This window comes from Pseudomonas sp. 22526 (assembly GCF_052044735.1).
Lineage (GTDB): Bacteria > Pseudomonadota > Gammaproteobacteria > Pseudomonadales > Pseudomonadaceae > Aquipseudomonas > Aquipseudomonas piscium.
On sequence record NZ_JBQENK010000041.1, the window covers coordinates 1 to 17,128 of the forward strand.

Genomic DNA, 17,128 nt, shown 5'->3' on the forward strand with positions numbered 1-17,128 from the left:
CTGGAAGGCTCTTCGAGCCTTAGCGCAGCCTGCGGCAGCGGCTACGGGGCAGGCTTACCAGGGAATGGTTTCGCCCCTGTAGTTCACGAAATGATGCCCGCCCTTGCCGGTATAGGCATTGATCTGCTCGATCAGGCCGCGGGTGCTGGTCTCGACGTCGATGTCCGCGCCTTCGCCGCCCATGTCGGTCTTCACCCAGCCCGGGTGCAGCGACAGTACCGTGAGCTTCTGCTCGAGCTGGGTCACGAAGCTGTTGGTCATGGAGTTCAGCGCCGCCTTGCTCGCCTTGTACAGTGCCAGCTCCGGCGCGTCGGGCATGGTCACGCTGCCCAGCACCGAACTCATGAACGCCAGCACGCCGCTGTCCGGGCGGATCTGCGGGGCGAAACGCTGGGCCAGGTTGATCGGCGCCACGGCGTTGGTGAAGAACAGCTGGCCGACTTCCGCCAGGGTCGCCTTGCCCGGCGTCTGGTCGTCCGGCCCCTTGACCCCGGCATTGACGAACAGCAGGTCGAACACCTCGCCTTTGAGCTTCTGGTTCAGGGCGATCACCGCCTGCTGATCGTCCATGTCCAACTGCTCGATGCGGACCGGGCCCAGGGCCGCGAGTGCCTCGGCTTTCTGCGGGTTGCGCACGGTGGCGGTGACCTGCCAGCCAGCGTCCAGCAGACGTTGCACAAGGCCCAGGCCCAGGCCTCTGGAGGCGCCGATGATCAGTGCGGTTTTTGGCGTAGACATGCGGGAATTCCTTGATGAGTGAAGATCATGGATTTAATGGGCAACGCTGGCCGAGCCGTTGTTGCAGCTCCTGGCGCAACTCGCCCAGTTCGCTGATGCGGGTCTCGATCAGCGTCAGTTTGTCTTGCAGCAGTTGTGTCACCGCGCTGTCCGGATCGCTCGACTGCCACAGCGCGGCAACGCTGCTGCCGATCTCGCCGAGGCTGAAGCCCAGGCGTTGCGCGGTCTTGATGTAGAGCACCAGCTGCACCATGTCGCTGGGGTAGTCACGATAGCCGTTGGCGGTGCGTTGTGCCGCGATCAATCCGCGCTGCTCGTAGAAACGCAGGGTATCGCGGCTGACGGCGCAGGCCTGGGCAAGTTCACCGATGCGCATGCTGGAGTCTCGGAAGGGCTTGACCCTGGAGCATACTCCAGGCTTTAGCCTGTGTGCTCCTTGAATAGCCGGAGTGGCCTTTTATGTGGAGCACAGCGCAATACCGTCAATTGGTGCGGGCCAGCGGTTGGTACGACCTGATCGTCACCGCCGCCTTTGTCACCCCCTGGAGTTTTCTCGCCCTGCACGGGCTGATGCAGCAGTGGAGTCAGGCCTTCAACCTGCCCGGCGAACTGCCGCCGTTCGAGCCCATGCATATGCTGATGGTCAACCTGATGGGCTCTATCGTCTGCGTCTGGTCGGTGCTGCGCATCCGCGATCCGCAGCTGGCCTTCGGGCGTTACGACGCTATCGGGCGGCTGCTGTTTTCCACCTGGCAGATCTACGCCCTGGCCCAGGGCGGCACGACCTTGATCGGCGTGATCCTGTTTTTTGAACTGGCCTGGGCGGTGGCGCAGTTGTGGCCGGTGGGTGAGCGGGAGCCCATCGCCAGCCATCAGCCTCTGTAGGAGTGGCCGGTCGACGCTCGATTGCCCGCGATAACATCCGTATGGACGCCGCCTAACGCCCCGCCTGCCACGGCTGCCCCAGCGACACCGGCGCATACAGGCGGGTGCGCAGCGCATCCCGGGACAACAGCACCAGCACCAGGATGGTCGCGGCATACGGCAGCATCGCCAGCAGGTTCGAGGGAATCGCCAGGCCCAGCCCTTGCGCCACCAGGTGCAGGATGCTGGCGAGGCCGAACAGGTAGGCGCCGAGCAGCAGGCGCCACACTCGCCAGCTGGCGAACACCACCAGCGCCAGGGCGATCCAGCCGCGGCCGGCGCTCATGTTTTCTGCCCACATCGGGGTGTAGGCCAGGGACAGGTAAGCCCCGGCCAGGCCGGCCATGGCGCCGCCGAACAGCACCGCCAGGGTGCGTACCCGCAGCACCGGCAGGCCCATGGCGCTGGCCGCGTCGGGGTTTTCGCCGACCGCCTGGATGATCAGGCCGACCCGGCTTTTCAGGATCACCCAGGCCACCCCGGCGAACAGGGCAAAGGACAGGTAGACCAGCAGGTCCTGGGCAAACAGCATGCGCCCGAGCAGCGGGATCTCGCTCAGCAGCGGAATCGCCATGGGCTCGAATCCGGCCAGGGGTTTACCGACCCAACTGGCGCCGACGAAACTCGACAGCCCGACACCAAAGATGGTCAGGGCCAGGCCGGTGGCCACCTGATTGGCGTTGAACACCAGCGCCACCAGGGCGAACAGCGCCGACAGCAGCATCCCGGCGAGCATCGCCAGCAGCACGCCGAGCCACAGGTTGCCGCTGCTCAGGGCGACGATAAAACCTATCACCGCGCCAAACAGCATCATGCCTTCCTGGCCGAGGTTGAGGACGCCGCTCTTCTCGCAGATCAGCTCGCCCAGGGCCACCAGCAGCAGCGGCGTACCGCAGCGGACCATGGCGTAGAAAATATTGCTCAACAGATCGATGTCCATCACAGCGCTCCTGCCTGCACGGAAGGGGTGGCGGCGCGACGTGCCCAACGCAGGTTCAGGCGCGGCCGATAGAGAATCAGCACGTCACTGGCCAGCAGGAAGAACAGCATCATGCCCTGGAACAACTGGGTGATGGCTTGCGGCAGGTTGAGGCTCATCTGCGCGTTCTCGCCACCGATGTACAGCAGCGCCATCAGCAGGCTGGAAAACAGAATGCCGATGGGGTGCAGGCGGCCGAGAAAGGCCACGGTGATCGCCGCATAGCCATAGCCGGGCGACACCTGGGGCACCAGTTGGCCGATGGGGCCGGCGACTTCGCACACCCCGGCCAGGCCGGCCAGCCCACCGCTGATCAGCAGCGCCAGCCAGATCAGGCGCTTCTCGCGAAAGCCGACGAAGCCGGCGGCGCGCTTGTCCAGGCCCAGCACCTTGATCTGGAAACCGACGAAGCTTTTTTGCAGCAGCACCCACACCGCTACCAGGGCCAGCAGGGCGAAATACACCCCGGCATGCACCCGGCCATCTTCCAGGAGCAGCGGCAGGCGGCTGGCGTCGCCGAACATCGCCGACTCGGGGAAGTTGAACCCGGCCGGGTCTTTCAACGGTCCGTGCACGCAATACAGCAGCAGGTTCAGGGCGATGTAGTTGAGCATGATGCTGGTGAGGATTTCATTGGCGTTGAAGTGCGTGCGCAACCAGGCGGTGAGTCCGGCCCAGGCGGCACCGGCCAGGGTGCCGGTGAACAGGATCAGCACCAGCGCCCAGCGGCTTTGCAGGTCGATGATGTTCACCGCCAGGGCGCTGCCGGCCAGGGCGCCGAGCAGCAGCTGGCCTTCGGCGCCGATGTTCCAGATCCGCGCCTGATAGGCCACGGCCAGGCCGAGGGCGCAGAGCAGGATCGGCAGTGCCTTGACCAGTAGTTCGGAAACCCCATACAGGTCGCTGATCGGGGCGATCAGCAAGGTGTGCAGGGTTTCCAGCGGGTCGTGGCCCAGGGCGACAAACAGCAGCGAGCCGCAGCCCAGGGTCAGAGCGGCAGCCAGCAGCGGCGAGCACCAGAGCATCAGGCGCGATTGCTGGCCGCGGGGTTCGAGAGAAAGCAGCATAAATAAAGAGCTCCGTTACGCCGGCTGAGCAGATGAGTGGGCGGGGGTATCGAACTGGCCGGCCATCCAGCCACCGACTTCGATCAGGCTGGTGTCCGCGGTGGCCTTGAGCGCTGACAGGCGGCCGCTGCACAGGGCCGCCAGGCGATCGCTGATCTGGAACAGTTCGTCGAGGTCTTCGGAGATCACCAGGATCGCCGCGCCCGCATCGCGCAGGGCCACCAGGGCCCGGTGGATAGTCGCGGCGGCGCCGACGTCGACGCCCCAGGTCGGGTGCGCGGCGATCAGCAGCCTGGGGCGCTGGAGGATTTCCCGGCCGAGGATGAATTTCTGCAGATTGCCGCCGGATAGGCTGCGGGCGGCGGTCTGGCTGTCCGGGGTTTTCACCGTGAAACGGCGGATGATGTCTTCGGCCAGGGCCAGCACCTTGCCGCGCTGGATCAGGCCTTTGCTCACCAGCCCCTGCTGGAAGGCGGTCAGCAGGGCGTTGTCCGCCAGGCTCAGTTCCGGCACTGCGCCGTGCCCCAGGCGCTCGGCCGGGACGAACGCCAGGCCCAGCCCACGGCGAGCATCGGGGCGCAGGTGGGCGACGTACTGACCGGCGAAGCGCAAGGTGGCAGCCGCGGCACGATCAAGGCGCTGTTCGCCGCTGAGCAGGGCCAGCAGTTCGTCCTGGCCATTGCCGGCGACCCCGGCGATGCCGACGATTTCCCCGCTGCGCACCTCCAGGTCGATGTCCTTGAGCGAGCAGCCGAACGGGTCCGGATTGGGCCAGGACAGCTTCTGGACCTGCAGGAAGGCGTCGCCGCCCCTGGCCTTCGGGTAGTCGGTGATCAGGCCCGCGGCTTCGCCGACCATCAGCCGCGCCAGTTCCTGGTCCGAGCATTGGGCCGGTATGCAGTGCCCGGCAACCCGGCCGCCGCGCAGCACCGTGGCGCTGTGGCACAGGGCGCGGACTTCGCCGAGCTTGTGGCTGATGAACAGAATGCTGCAGCCCTCGCTGGCCAGGCGGCGCAGGGTGACGAACAGCTCATCGGCTTCCTGGGGCGTCAGCACCGAGGTCGGTTCGTCGAGGATCAGCAGGCGGATGTCCTGCATCAGGCAGCGAATGATCTCCACCCGCTGGCGCTCGCCGATGGACAGGCTGTGCACCAGGCGTTCCGGCTCCAGGGCCATGCTGTAGCGCTGCGAAACCTGGCGAATCTTCGGCTCCAGCTGCTTTGGCGTACCGGCCGCGGCGCCCATGGCCAGGGCGATGTTCTGCGCCACGCTCAGGGTCTCGAACAGCGAGAAATGCTGGAACACCATGCCGATCCCCAAGCTGCGCGCCTGGGCCGGATTGCGCATCAGCTGACGCTGTCCCTGCCAGATCAGCTCGCCGGAGTCGGCCTGAGTCACCCCGTAGATGATCTTCATCAGGGTGCTTTTGCCGGCGCCGTTTTCACCGAGCAGGGCATGGATTTCCCCGGGCTGGATGCTCAGGTCGATCCCGTCGTTGGCCAGGCAACCGGGATAACGCTTGGTGATCCTGCGCAGTTGCAGGCGGGGTGTTGCATCGGGGATGGGAACGGGGTTGGGCATGACGGACTCGGGTCGCTGAACGTTATGCCTGTGGATAAAGCAATTTCCTGGCCAGTGAGTCAGGAAAGCCTCCGGGCCGCGATGGGCCGCGGTGTTGTGCACCTTCAGGTCGTCCACCGCACCGGCACTTGGCACCAGTTCGGGGCAAGGTGTTTGAAAGGGTGGCGGTCTTGCTCGCGCAAGGTTGGTCGAAAAGTGATCAGCAGCCTGCAAGCCTTGCCGCATCGGAGGCTGGCGCAGCCTTGCACGGGTTATCCACAGCTTGCTCCACAGTATTTGTGTGCAAGCCCAAAGGTCGGGCATAAGCACTGTGTGGCTTTCTTCTAAAGGCGATAAACAGAGCTAACTTACTGTTTTAGCTTGAAAAATGTATTTCTGATGGCAGATTGGCTGAAAAGTGAACAACCGCCGCAAAGCCACGTTGCAAAAGGGTTACAGGCAAGTGTGCTCAGGTTATCCACAGCCGGGTACACAGCAGGTGTGGGCAAGTCGGCTATCCACCGGGCCGTTGTACACAGGATGATTTCGAGGCGTGAGTGCGGTGTTGGTGCACTCAGCGCTGCAAGAGGATGCGCCCGCGACTCAGGTCGGCCAGCTGGCTTTGCAAGGTGGCGATCCGGCTTTCGCCCAGGGCCAGTTGCAGCTCCACACCGTTGGCTGTGAATTGTTCCTCGACCAGCAGCCCGCCGAGTTCGGCGACCCGCAACTTGACCAGGGCCAGTTCGCTGAAGCTGCAGGCGCAACGCAGGGCTACCCGGCTGACCAGCTCGATGCGTTCGGCGCCTTGCAGGCACTTGTTGGCGCTGCCGCCATAGGCGCGGGCCAGGCCGCCGGTGCCCAGTTGAATGCCGCCGTACCAGCGAATCACCAGCACCGCGACCTGATCGCAATCCTGGGCTTCGATAGCCGCGAGGATCGGCCGGCCGGCGGTGCCGCCGGGCTCGCCGTCGTCGCTGCTGCGGTATTGGTCGGCGAGTTTCCAGGCCCAGCAGTTGTGGGAGGCGTTGAGGTCGCTGTGCTGTTCGATAAAGGCTTGAGCCTCGGCCGCGCTGCTGATCGGCGCGGCGAGGGCGATAAAGCGGCTTTTGCGAATTTCTTCGCGGTATTCGCAAAGGCCGGCGAGGGTAAAGGGCATGCGCTGTGTTCTTTATAAGGCAGGCTTGAGGCCGCAACCCTTGAGGATGATGCGGATCAGGTTGTTGCCGGCGTCTTCCATGTCCTGCTTGGTCAGCTTGCTGCGACCGGTGACGCGGCAGATCTGGGTGGCGAAGTCGGCGTAATGCTGGGTGCTGCCCCACAGCAGGAAGATCAGGTGCACCGGGTCCACCGGGTCCATCTTGCCGGCGTCGATCCAGGCCTGGAACACCGCGGCGCGCCCCTGGAACCAGGCGCGGTAGTCCTGGCTGAAGTATTCGCTGAGGCATTCGCCGCCGCTGATGATCTCCATGGCGAAGATTCGCGAGGCCTGCGGCTGGCGCCGGGAGAACTCCATCTTGGCGCGGATGTAGCGGGTCAGCGCTTCGGCCGGATCGTCGTCGGCGGTCAGGGTGTTGAAGGTGCTGTCCCACAACTCGAGGATGTTGCTCAACACCGCGACATACAGCCCAAGCTTGTTGGTGAAGTAGTAATGCAGGTTGGCCTTGGGCAGGCCGGCATTCTGCGCGATGGTGTTCATGCTGGTGCCTTTGAAACCGTGACGGGCGAACTCGTCTTCGGCGGCCTTGATGATCGCTTCTTCGTTTTTCTGGCGAATACGGCTGGCGGGCTTGGCGGTTTGAGGGCCGGCGTGGGCTGGGACTTCAAGGGTCATAGGCGTTTCCGAGCTGTTCTGTGGGTGCAACCTGTGCGTTGATAGCGCACCCACAGGCCTCAGACAAGTCTTAATGGGCAGAAAACCCTCAAAGCGGTTCCAGGGTGTCGCTTTCGCCGGCCGGATTTGCGCCACGCAGCGCGGCCCGGTCTTCCGGCAGCAGGCGCATGAAGGCCGCCACTGGTTTTCAGCGGGTGGCCGCCAGGCTGTCCAGGAAGCTCTCCAGCACCAAATGGGGGCGACGGCCCTTGCGTGTGACCGATGCCAGGCTCAGGTCATAAAAGCGTGAATCGGGTTTGAGCGCGCGCAGTCGTCCCTGCTGGACCCAGAGGCAGGCGTAATGGTCCGGCAGGTAGCCGATGTAGCGTCCGGTGAGGATCAGGAACGCCATGCCTTCGCGGTCCGAAGCGCTGGCGGTGCAATTGAGCGCCTGGTAATGGGCCTGGATCTCGGCGGGCAGGCGGAAGGTCGGGGCGATGGCGTCCTGTTCGTTGAGGCGCCGGTCGTCCAGTTGCTTGTCGTCGACATAAAACAGCGGGTGGCCGACGGCGCAGTAAAGCAGCGAGCGTTCGCTGTACAGCGGCTGGTATTCCAGCCCGGACAAGGCGCTGGCCTGGGGCACCACGCCGACATGCAGGCGCCCGTCGAGCACCCCTTGTTCGACTTCGTTGGGGGCGATCATGCGGATCTGGATCTGCACGTCCGGCCCGCGTTCCTTCAGTTGGGCCAGGGCATGGGTGATGCGCATGTGGGGCAGGGTGACCAGGTTGTCGGTCAGGCCGATGATCAGTTCGCCACGCAGGTGGCGGTGCAGGCCGTTGACCTCGGTGCGGAAGCTTTCCAGGGCGCTCAACAGCTGCAGGGCCGATTGATACACCTCGCGTCCCTCTTCGGTCAGCGAGAAGCCGGCGCGTCCACGTTGGCACAGGCGCAGGCCGAGGCGTTGCTCGAGGTCGCTCATCTGCTGGCTGATGGCCGAGCGGCCGATGCCGAGCACGGTTTCCGCGGCAGAGAAGCCACCGCACTCGACCACGCTGCGGAAGATCCGCAGCAGGCGGATATCGAAGTCGCTGACTTGCGCCAGCGGGTCGGCGCGACGGCTGCTCATAGTTTAGTGAACCACTGACTGAAGGTTATAAAAGTTGGATTTCACCGACTTTATAGCCGTGGCAACTTAGCCGCAACAACGCTTTCCGATCCCTGCGCCGCTTATTGCCCTGCGAGGTTTTGCCCCATGAACATGCATGAAAACGCTCCAGCTTCCCTGGCCAGCCAGCTCAAGCTCGATGCTCACTGGATGCCCTACACCGCCAACCGCAACTTCCAGCGCGATCCACGTCTGATCGTCGCCGCCGAAGGCAGCTGGCTGGTCGACGACAAGGGGCGCAAGGTTTATGACTCGTTGTCCGGCCTGTGGACCTGTGGCGCCGGCCACACCCGCAAGGAAATCCAGGAAGCGGTGGCCAAGCAACTGGGCACCCTCGATTACTCGCCGGGCTTCCAGTACGGTCACCCGCTGTCGTTCCAGCTGGCCGAGAAAATCACCGCGCTGACCCCGGGCAACCTGAACCATGTGTTCTTCACCGACTCCGGTTCCGAATGCGCCGATACCGCGGTGAAAATGGTGCGTGCCTACTGGCGCCTGAAAGGCCAGTCGACCAAGACCAAGATGATCGGCCGTGCCCGTGGCTACCACGGCGTGAACATTGCCGGCACCAGCCTCGGCGGGGTCAACGGCAACCGTAAACTGTTCGGCCAGGCGATGATGGATGTCGACCACCTGCCGCACACCCTGCTGGCAAGCAACGCGTTCTCCCGTGGCATTCCGGAGCAGGGCGGTATCGCCCTGGCCGACGAGCTGCTCAAACTGATCGAGCTGCATGACGCCTCCAACATCGCCGCGGTGTTCGTCGAGCCTCTGGCCGGTTCCGCTGGCGTGCTGGTGCCGCCACAGGGGTATCTCAAGCGCCTGCGGGAAATCTGCGACCAGCACAACATCTTGCTGGTGTTCGACGAAGTGATCACCGGTTTCGGCCGTACCGGCAAGATGTTCGGTGCCGACAGTTTTGGCGTGACCCCGGACCTGATGTGCATCGCCAAGCAAGTCACCAACGGCGCGATTCCGATGGGCGCGGTGATTGCCAGCTCCGAGATCTACCAGACCTTCATGAACCAGCCGACCCCTGAGTACGCGGTGGAATTCCCTCACGGCTACACCTACTCGGCGCACCCGGTGGCCTGCGCGGCCGGCCTGGCGGCACTGGATCTGCTGCAGAAGGAAAACCTGGTGCAGAGCGTTGCTGAGGTGGCGCCGCATTTCGAGAAAGCACTGCACGGCATCAAGGGTGCGAAGAATGTCATCGACATTCGTAACTTCGGCCTGGCCGGTGCCATCCAGATTGCCCCGCGGGATGGCGACGCCATCGTGCGTCCGTTCGAAGCGGGCATGGCCCTGTGGAAAGCCGGTTTCTATGTGCGTTTCGGCGGCGACACCCTGCAGTTCGGCCCGACCTTCAACAGCAAGCCGCAGGATCTGGACCGCCTGTTCGATGCCGTCGGCGAAGTGCTGAACAAGCTCGACTGATTTCCAAACACTGTAGGAGCCGAGCTTGCTCGCGATGGCGTACTCACAGGCGCCATCGTGATTTGTTTCTATCTATATAAAGCAGGCGCCCCTTGGCGGGCGCTTGTGGACAACTTCAGGAGTTCCCCGATGAGCGTTATCCCGCATTTGATCAATGGTGAACTGGTGACCGAGAGCGGTCGCGCGGTCGATGTGTTCAACCCGTCCACCGGTCAGGCGATCCACAAGCTGCCGCTGGCCAGCCGCGAAACCATCCAGAGCGCCATCGATGCCGCCAAGGCGGCTTTCCCGGCCTGGCGCAACACGCCGCCGGCCAAGCGTGCCCAGGTGATGTTCCGCTTCAAGCAACTGCTGGAGCAGAATGAATCGCGCATCGCCCAGTTGATCAGCGAAGAACACGGCAAGACCCTGGAAGACGCCGCCGGTGAACTCAAGCGTGGTATCGAGAACGTCGAGTTCGCCTGTGCCGCTCCGGAAATCCTCAAGGGCGAGTACAGCCGTAACGTCGGCCCGAACATCGATGCCTGGTCCGACTTCCAGCCGCTGGGCGTGGTTGCCGGTATCACCCCGTTCAACTTCCCGGCGATGGTGCCGCTGTGGATGTATCCGTTGGCGATCGTCTGCGGCAACTGCTTCATCCTCAAGCCATCCGAGCGTGACCCGAGCTCGACCCTGCTGATCGCCCAGCTGCTGCTGGAAGCCGGCCTGCCGAAAGGCGTGCTGAGTGTGGTGCACGGCGACAAGACTGCGGTGGACGCGCTGATCGAAGCGCCGGAAGTCAAGGCACTGAGCTTCGTCGGTTCGACCCCGATTGCCGAATACATCTACGCCGAAGGCACCAAGCGCGGCAAACGCGTGCAGGCGCTGGGCGGGGCGAAGAACCACGCCGTGCTGATGCCGGATGCCGACCTGGATAACGCGGTCAGTGCTTTGATGGGCGCGGCCTATGGTTCCTGCGGCGAGCGCTGCATGGCGATCTCGGTTGCCGTGTGTGTCGGCGACCAGGTAGCCGATGCGTTGGTGGCCAAGCTGGTACCGCAGATCAAGGCGCTGAAGATTGGTGCTGGTACGTCCTGTGGTTTGGACATGGGGCCGCTGGTCACAGGTCAGGCGCGGGACAAGGTCAGCGGTTATGTCGAGGATGGTGTGAAGGCGGGCGCGAAGCTGGTAGTCGACGGCCGTGGCCTGAGCGTGCCGGGCCATGAAGAAGGCTTCTTCCTTGGTGGCTGCCTGTTCGACAACGTCACTCCGGAAATGCGCATCTATAAAGAAGAGATCTTCGGGCCGGTGTTGTGCGTCGTGCGGGTGAACAGCCTGGAAGAGGCCATGCAACTGATCAACGATCACGAGTACGGCAACGGTACCTGCATCTTTACCCGTGACGGTGAAGCGGCGCGGCTGTTCTGTGACGAGATCGAAGTCGGGATGGTGGGCGTCAACGTACCGCTGCCGGTGCCGGTGGCTTATCACAGCTTTGGCGGCTGGAAGCGTTCGCTGTTTGGCGACCTGCATGCCTACGGTCCGGACGGCGTGCGTTTCTATACCCGTCGCAAGGCGATCACTCAGCGTTGGCCGCAGCGTGCCAGCCATGAAGCCTCGCAGTTCGCCTTCCCTAGCTTGTAACTAGTAGAAGGGCATAAAGGCCGCCCCCTTGGGGGCGGCCTTTGCTTTTAGGGGCGTTTTTGACTGATATGACAGATTTGTGAAAATAAGTGTTGACGGCAGATTCTACAGGTCTATAATTCGCCCCACTTCCGGCGCAGTCGAAACGGAAAACTCCTTGATATTCAACGAGTTACGCAGTTTTCGACAGCGGTCACGCTTCGGTTCATCGAAGCCCGAAGGAGTCGGTTCGGCAGTGTGTTTTCGCCGGATTGACGGTTCGATCTTCTCGGTCGAAAGCGGAGAAAAAGAGGTGTTGACAGCAGCGTGTAACGCTGTAGAATTCGCCTCCCGCTGACGAGAGATCGGAAGCGCAAGTGGTTGAAGTTGCAAAGGAAACTTTGAAAACTTCTTAAAATAACCGCTTGACAGATACAGAGGCTGCTGTAGAATGCGCGCCTCGGTTGAGACGAAAGACTTAACCAACCGCTCTTTAACAACTGAATCAAGCAATTCGTGTGGGTGCTTGTGGAGTCAGACTGATAGTCAGAAAGATTATCAGCATCACAAGTTACTCCGCGAGAAATCAAAGATGTAACCAACGATTGCTGAGCCAAGTTTAGGGTTTTCTCAAAACCCAAAGATGTTTGAACTGAAGAGTTTGATCATGGCTCAGATTGAACGCTGGCGGCAGGCCTAACACATGCAAGTCGAGCGGTAGAGAGAAGCTTGCTTCTCTTGAGAGCGGCGGACGGGTGAGTAATGCCTAGGAATCTGCCTGGTAGTGGGGGATAACGTTCGGAAACGGACGCTAATACCGCATACGTCCTACGGGAGAAAGCAGGGGACCTTCGGGCCTTGCGCTATCAGATGAGCCTAGGTCGGATTAGCTAGTTGGTGAGGTAATGGCTCACCAAGGCGACGATCCGTAACTGGTCTGAGAGGATGATCAGTCACACTGGAACTGAGACACGGTCCAGACTCCTACGGGAGGCAGCAGTGGGGAATATTGGACAATGGGCGAAAGCCTGATCCAGCCATGCCGCGTGTGTGAAGAAGGTCTTCGGATTGTAAAGCACTTTAAGTTGGGAGGAAGGGTACTTACCTAATACGTGAGTATTTTGACGTTACCGACAGAATAAGCACCGGCTAACTCTGTGCCAGCAGCCGCGGTAATACAGAGGGTGCAAGCGTTAATCGGAATTACTGGGCGTAAAGCGCGCGTAGGTGGTTCGTTAAGTTGGATGTGAAATCCCCGGGCTCAACCTGGGAACTGCATCCAAAACTGGCGAGCTAGAGTATGGTAGAGGGTGGTGGAATTTCCTGTGTAGCGGTGAAATGCGTAGATATAGGAAGGAACACCAGTGGCGAAGGCGACCACCTGGACTGATACTGACACTGAGGTGCGAAAGCGTGGGGAGCAAACAGGATTAGATACCCTGGTAGTCCACGCCGTAAACGATGTCAACTAGCCGTTGGGAGCCTTGAGCTCTTAGTGGCGCAGCTAACGCATTAAGTTGACCGCCTGGGGAGTACGGCCGCAAGGTTAAAACTCAAATGAATTGACGGGGGCCCGCACAAGCGGTGGAGCATGTGGTTTAATTCGAAGCAACGCGAAGAACCTTACCAGGCCTTGACATCCAATGAACTTTCCAGAGATGGATTGGTGCCTTCGGGAACATTGAGACAGGTGCTGCATGGCTGTCGTCAGCTCGTGTCGTGAGATGTTGGGTTAAGTCCCGTAACGAGCGCAACCCTTGTCCTTAGTTACCAGCACGTTATGGTGGGCACTCTAAGGAGACTGCCGGTGACAAACCGGAGGAAGGTGGGGATGACGTCAAGTCATCATGGCCCTTACGGCCTGGGCTACACACGTGCTACAATGGTCGGTACAGAGGGTTGCCAAGCCGCGAGGTGGAGCTAATCCCATAAAACCGATCGTAGTCCGGATCGCAGTCTGCAACTCGACTGCGTGAAGTCGGAATCGCTAGTAATCGCGAATCAGAATGTCGCGGTGAATACGTTCCCGGGCCTTGTACACACCGCCCGTCACACCATGGGAGTGGGTTGCACCAGAAGTAGCTAGTCTAACCTTCGGGAGGACGGTTACCACGGTGTGATTCATGACTGGGGTGAAGTCGTAACAAGGTAGCCGTAGGGGAACCTGCGGCTGGATCACCTCCTTAATCGACGACATCAGCTGCTTCATAAGCTCCCACACGAATTGCTTGATTCATTGAAGAAGACGATTGGGTCTGTAGCTCAGTTGGTTAGAGCGCACCCCTGATAAGGGTGAGGTCGGCAGTTCGAATCTGCCCAGACCCACCAATTACTGGTGCACCCTGTAGCGATACGGGGCCATAGCTCAGCTGGGAGAGCGCCTGCCTTGCACGCAGGAGGTCAGCGGTTCGATCCCGCTTGGCTCCACCATTACAGATTGGTCTCCATCGTTTAAAGCTTAGAAATGAGCATTCCGCCAGAACGGCGATGAATGTTGATTTCTGATCTTTATCAGAATCGTTCTTTAAAAATTTGGGTATGTGATAGAAAGATAGACTGAATGGCACTTTCACTGGTGTTTATTCAGGCTAAGGTAAAATTTGTGAGTTGCTCTCATGAGCATTGCGAATTTTCGGCGAATGTCGTCTTCATAGTATAACCAGATTGCTTGGGGTTATATGGTCAAGTGAAGAAGCGCATACGGTGGATGCCTTGGCAGTCAGAGGCGATGAAAGACGTGGTAGCCTGCGAAAAGCTTCGGGGAGTCGGCAAACAGACTTTGATCCGGAGATGTCTGAATGGGGGAACCCAGCCATCATAAGATGGTTATCTTGTACTGAATACATAGGTGCAAGAGGCGAACCAGGGGAACTGAAACATCTAAGTACCCTGAGGAAAAGAAATCAACCGAGATTCCCTTAGTAGTGGCGAGCGAACGGGGACTAGCCCTTAAGTGGCTTTGAGATTAGCGGAACGCTCTGGAAAGTGCGGCCATAGTGGGTGATAGCCCTGTACGCGAAAATCTCTTAGTCATGAAATCGAGTAGGACGGAGCACGAGAAACTTTGTCTGAATATGGGGGGACCATCCTCCAAGGCTAAATACTACTGACTGACCGATAGTGAACTAGTACCGTGAGGGAAAGGCGAAAAGAACCCCGGAGAGGGGAGTGAAATAGATCCTGAAACCGTATGCGTACAAGCAGTGGGAGCAGACTTTGTTCTGTGACTGCGTACCTTTTGTATAATGGGTCAGCGACTTATATTCAGTGGCGAGCTTAACCGAATAGGGGAGGCGTAGCGAAAGCGAGTCTTAATAGGGCGTTTAGTCGCTGGGTATAGACCCGAAACCGGGCGATCTATCCATGGGCAGGTTGAAGGTTAGGTAACACTGACTGGAGGACCGAACCGACTACCGTTGAAAAGTTAGCGGATGACCTGTGGATCGGAGTGAAAGGCTAATCAAGCTCGGAGATAGCTGGTTCTCCTCGAAAGCTATTTAGGTAGCGCCTCATGTATCACTGTAGGGGGTAGAGCACTGTTTCGGCTAGGGGGTCATCCCGACTTACCAAACCGATGCAAACTCCGAATACCTACAAGTGCCGAGCATGGGAGACACACGGCGGGTGCTAACGTCCGTCGTGAAAAGGGAAACAACCCAGACCGTCAGCTAAGGTCCCAAAGTTATGGTTAAGTGGGAAACGATGTGGGAAGGCTTAGACAGCTAGGAGGTTGGCTTAGAAGCAGCCACCCTTTAAAGAAAGCGTAATAGCTCACTAGTCGAGTCGGCCTGCGCGGAAGATGTAACGGGGCTCAAACCATACACCGAAGCTACGGGTATCACGTAAGTGATGCGGTAGAGGAGCGTTCTGTAAGCCTGTGAAGGTGAGTTGAGAAGCTTGCTGGAGGTATCAGAAGTGCGAATGCTGACATGAGTAACGACAATGGGTGTGAAAAACACCCACGCCGAAAGACCAAGGTTTCCTGCGCAACGTTAATCGACGCAGGGTTAGTCGGTCCCTAAGGCGAGGCTGAAAAGCGTAGTCGATGGAAAACAGGTTAATATTCCTGTACTTCTAGTTATTGCGATGGAGGGACGGAGAAGGCTAGGCCAGCTTGGCGTTGGTTGTCCAAGTTTAAGGTGGTAGGCTGGAATCTTAGGTAAATCCGGGATTCTAAGGCCGAGAGCTGATGACGAGTTACCTTTTAGGTGACGAAGTGGTTGATGCCATGCTTCCAAGAAAAGCTTCTAAGCTTCAGATAACTAGGAACCGTACCCCAAACCGACACAGGTGGTTGGGTAGAGAATACCAAGGCGCTTGAGAGAACTCGGGTGAAGGAACTAGGCAAAATGGCACCGTAACTTCGGGAGAAGGTGCGCCGGTGAGGGTGAAGGACTTGCTCCGTAAGCCCATGCCGGTCGAAGATACCAGGCCGCTGCGACTGTTTATTAAAAACACAGCACTCTGCAAACACGAAAGTGGACGTATAGGGTGTGACGCCTGCCCGGTGCCGGAAGGTTAATTGATGGGGTTAGCTAACGCGAAGCTCTTGATCGAAGCCCCGGTAAACGGCGGCCGTAACTATAACGGTCCTAAGGTAGCGAAATTCCTTGTCGGGTAAGTTCCGACCTGCACGAATGGCGTAACGATGGCGGCGCTGTCTCCACCCGAGACTCAGTGAAATTGAAATCGCTGTGAAGATGCAGTGTATCCGCGGCTAGACGGAAAGACCCCGTGAACCTTTACTATAGCTTTGCACTGGACTTTGAATTTGCTTGTGTAGGATAGGTGGGAGGCTTTGAAGCGTGGACGCCAGTTCGCGTGGAGCCATCCTTGAAATACCACCCTGGCAACTTTGAGGTTCTAACTCAGGTCCGTTATCCGGATCGAGGACAGTGTATGGTGGGTAGTTTGACTGGGGCGGTCTCCTCCTAAAGAGTAACGGAGGAGTACGAAGGTGCGCTCAGACCGGTCGGAAATCGGTCGTAGAGTATAAAGGCAAAAGCGCGCTTGACTGCGAGACAGACACGTCGAGCAGGTACGAAAGTAGGTCTTAGTGATCCGGTGGTTCTGTATGGAAGGGCCATCGCTCAACGGATAAAAGGTACTCCGGGGATAACAGGCTGATACCGCCCAAGAGTTCATATCGACGGCGGTGTTTGGCACCTCGATGTCGGCTCATCACATCCTGGGGCTGAAGCCGGTCCCAAGGGTATGGCTGTTCGCCATTTAAAGTGGTACGCGAGCTGGGTTTAGAACGTCGTGAGACAGTTCGGTCCCTATCTGCCGTGGACGTTTGAGATTTGAGAGGGGCTGCTCCTAGTACGAGAGGACCGGAGTGGACGAACCTCTGGTGTTCCGGTTGTCACGCCAGTGGCATTGCCGGGTAGCTATGTTCGGAAAAGATAACCGCTGAAAGCATCTAAGCGGGAAACTTGCCTCAAGATGAGATCTCACTGGAACCTTGAGTTCCCTAAAGGGCCGTCGAAGACTACGACGTTGATAGGTTGGGTGTGTAAGCGCTGTGAGGCGTTGAGCTAACCAATACTAATTGCCCGTGAGGCTTGACCATATAACACCCAAGCAATTTGCTTAAGAGCGAGTTGCGGTGTGTGAAGACGAAATGAACCGAAAGTTTGCACCGCTCACAAAACACCACAAAGCTATTACATACCCAATTTGCCGAAGCGTCGAAAGACGAGTCGGCACACCGAATTTCTTGACGACCATAGAGCATTGGAACCACCTGATCCCATCCCGAACTCAGAAGTGAAACGATGCATCGCCGATGGTAGTGTGGGGTTTCCCCATGTGAGAGTAGGTCATCGTCAAGATTAAATTCC

The 17,128-nt window shown here is 59.6% G+C and carries 11 protein-coding genes, 2 tRNA genes and 3 rRNA genes; 8 read left to right on the forward strand and 8 right to left on the reverse strand.

Annotation, left to right across the window (positions count from 1 at the left end; translation table 11 throughout):
- Positions 1-54: 54 nt before the first annotated feature.
- On the reverse strand, positions 55-738 hold the full coding sequence (locus tag ACTJKT_RS30980; RefSeq protein ID WP_097305714.1) for an SDR family oxidoreductase: 684 nt from the start codon (positions 736-738) through the stop codon (positions 55-57).
- A gap of 25 nt (positions 739-763) precedes the next feature.
- On the reverse strand, positions 764-1,114 hold the full coding sequence (locus tag ACTJKT_RS30985; RefSeq protein ID WP_025807911.1) for a MerR family DNA-binding transcriptional regulator: 351 nt from the start codon (positions 1,112-1,114) through the stop codon (positions 764-766).
- 83 nt (positions 1,115-1,197) lie between these two features.
- On the opposite strand from ACTJKT_RS30985, the gene ACTJKT_RS30990 reads away from it, so the two are divergent.
- Positions 1,198-1,623, forward strand: coding sequence for a hypothetical protein (locus ACTJKT_RS30990; protein WP_440790373.1), 426 nt, complete (start codon positions 1,198-1,200; stop codon positions 1,621-1,623).
- A 52-nt stretch (positions 1,624-1,675) separates the two neighbouring features.
- Here ACTJKT_RS30990 and ACTJKT_RS30995 read toward each other — a convergent pair whose 3' ends face one another.
- The 6 genes from ACTJKT_RS30995 to ACTJKT_RS31020 form a co-directional block, all read right to left on the reverse strand.
- Entirely contained in the window at positions 1,676-2,602 is a 927-nt protein-coding gene (locus ACTJKT_RS30995; protein ID WP_440790374.1) for an ABC transporter permease, read from the reverse strand.
- The gene (locus ACTJKT_RS31000; RefSeq protein WP_440790376.1) at positions 2,602-3,708 is read right to left on the reverse strand and encodes an ABC transporter permease; all 1,107 of its coding nucleotides are present in this window, start codon (positions 3,706-3,708) and stop codon (positions 2,602-2,604) included. Before ACTJKT_RS31000 ends, ACTJKT_RS30995 begins: the two co-directional genes overlap by 1 nt.
- Before the next feature lie 15 nt (positions 3,709-3,723).
- On the reverse strand, positions 3,724-5,289 hold the full coding sequence (locus ACTJKT_RS31005) for an ABC transporter ATP-binding protein (RefSeq protein ID WP_440790378.1): 1,566 nt from the start codon (positions 5,287-5,289) through the stop codon (positions 3,724-3,726).
- Between the two features lie 553 nt (positions 5,290-5,842).
- Positions 5,843-6,424, reverse strand: a complete 582-nt coding sequence (locus tag ACTJKT_RS31010; protein WP_440790380.1) for an IMPACT family protein — start codon at positions 6,422-6,424, stop codon at positions 5,843-5,845.
- A gap of 12 nt (positions 6,425-6,436) precedes the next feature.
- On the reverse strand, positions 6,437-7,099 hold the full coding sequence (locus ACTJKT_RS31015; RefSeq protein WP_202699015.1) for a TetR/AcrR family transcriptional regulator: 663 nt from the start codon (positions 7,097-7,099) through the stop codon (positions 6,437-6,439).
- Between the two features lie 187 nt (positions 7,100-7,286).
- Positions 7,287-8,207, reverse strand: a complete 921-nt coding sequence (locus tag ACTJKT_RS31020; protein ID WP_440790383.1) for a LysR family transcriptional regulator — start codon at positions 8,205-8,207, stop codon at positions 7,287-7,289.
- Positions 8,208-8,333: 126 nt separating this feature from the next.
- Here ACTJKT_RS31020 and ACTJKT_RS31025 point away from each other — a divergent pair, with 126 nt between their 5' ends.
- From ACTJKT_RS31025 to rrf, 7 genes are all read left to right on the forward strand, one after another.
- The gene (locus tag ACTJKT_RS31025; protein WP_009046838.1) at positions 8,334-9,683 is read left to right on the forward strand and encodes an aspartate aminotransferase family protein; all 1,350 of its coding nucleotides are present in this window, start codon (positions 8,334-8,336) and stop codon (positions 9,681-9,683) included.
- 129 nt (positions 9,684-9,812) lie between these two features.
- The gene (locus ACTJKT_RS31030) at positions 9,813-11,306 is read left to right on the forward strand and encodes a CoA-acylating methylmalonate-semialdehyde dehydrogenase (protein ID WP_025807895.1); all 1,494 of its coding nucleotides are present in this window, start codon (positions 9,813-9,815) and stop codon (positions 11,304-11,306) included.
- A gap of 628 nt (positions 11,307-11,934) precedes the next feature.
- Positions 11,935-13,471: ribosomal RNA gene (locus ACTJKT_RS31035) — 16S ribosomal RNA — on the forward strand.
- A gap of 65 nt (positions 13,472-13,536) precedes the next feature.
- A tRNA-Ile gene (locus ACTJKT_RS31040) sits at positions 13,537-13,613 on the forward strand.
- Positions 13,614-13,639: 26 nt separating this feature from the next.
- Positions 13,640-13,715, forward strand: a tRNA-Ala gene (locus ACTJKT_RS31045).
- A gap of 250 nt (positions 13,716-13,965) precedes the next feature.
- Positions 13,966-16,857, forward strand: a 23S ribosomal RNA gene (locus ACTJKT_RS31050).
- Between the two features lie 146 nt (positions 16,858-17,003).
- Positions 17,004-17,119, forward strand: a 5S ribosomal RNA gene (rrf, locus tag ACTJKT_RS31055).
- Together the 16S, 23S and 5S rRNA genes with 2 tRNA genes alongside form the textbook arrangement of a ribosomal RNA operon.
- The last annotated feature ends 9 nt before the right edge of the window (positions 17,120-17,128 follow it).

Bases quoted from the DNA above. Each gene is read 5' to 3' on its own strand.
- ACTJKT_RS30980 (WP_097305714.1), bottom strand. From the start codon at position 738: ATGTCTACGCCAAAAACCGCACTGATCATCGGCGCCTCCAGAGGCCTG.
- ACTJKT_RS30985 (WP_025807911.1), bottom strand. From the start codon at position 1,114: ATGCGCATCGGTGAACTTGCCCAGGCCTGCGCCGTCAGCCGCGATACC.
- ACTJKT_RS30990 (WP_440790373.1), top strand. From the start codon at position 1,198: ATGTGGAGCACAGCGCAATACCGTCAATTGGTGCGGGCCAGCGGTTGG.
- ACTJKT_RS30995 (WP_440790374.1), bottom strand. From the start codon at position 2,602: ATGGACATCGATCTGTTGAGCAATATTTTCTACGCCATGGTCCGCTGC.
- ACTJKT_RS31000 (WP_440790376.1), bottom strand. From the start codon at position 3,708: ATGCTGCTTTCTCTCGAACCCCGCGGCCAGCAATCGCGCCTGATGCTC.
- ACTJKT_RS31005 (WP_440790378.1), bottom strand. From the start codon at position 5,289: ATGCCCAACCCCGTTCCCATCCCCGATGCAACACCCCGCCTGCAACTG.
- ACTJKT_RS31010 (WP_440790380.1), bottom strand. From the start codon at position 6,424: ATGCCCTTTACCCTCGCCGGCCTTTGCGAATACCGCGAAGAAATTCGC.
- ACTJKT_RS31015 (WP_202699015.1), bottom strand. From the start codon at position 7,099: ATGACCCTTGAAGTCCCAGCCCACGCCGGCCCTCAAACCGCCAAGCCC.
- ACTJKT_RS31020 (WP_440790383.1), bottom strand. From the start codon at position 8,207: ATGAGCAGCCGTCGCGCCGACCCGCTGGCGCAAGTCAGCGACTTCGAT.
- ACTJKT_RS31025 (WP_009046838.1), top strand. From the start codon at position 8,334: ATGAACATGCATGAAAACGCTCCAGCTTCCCTGGCCAGCCAGCTCAAG.
- ACTJKT_RS31030 (WP_025807895.1), top strand. From the start codon at position 9,813: ATGAGCGTTATCCCGCATTTGATCAATGGTGAACTGGTGACCGAGAGC.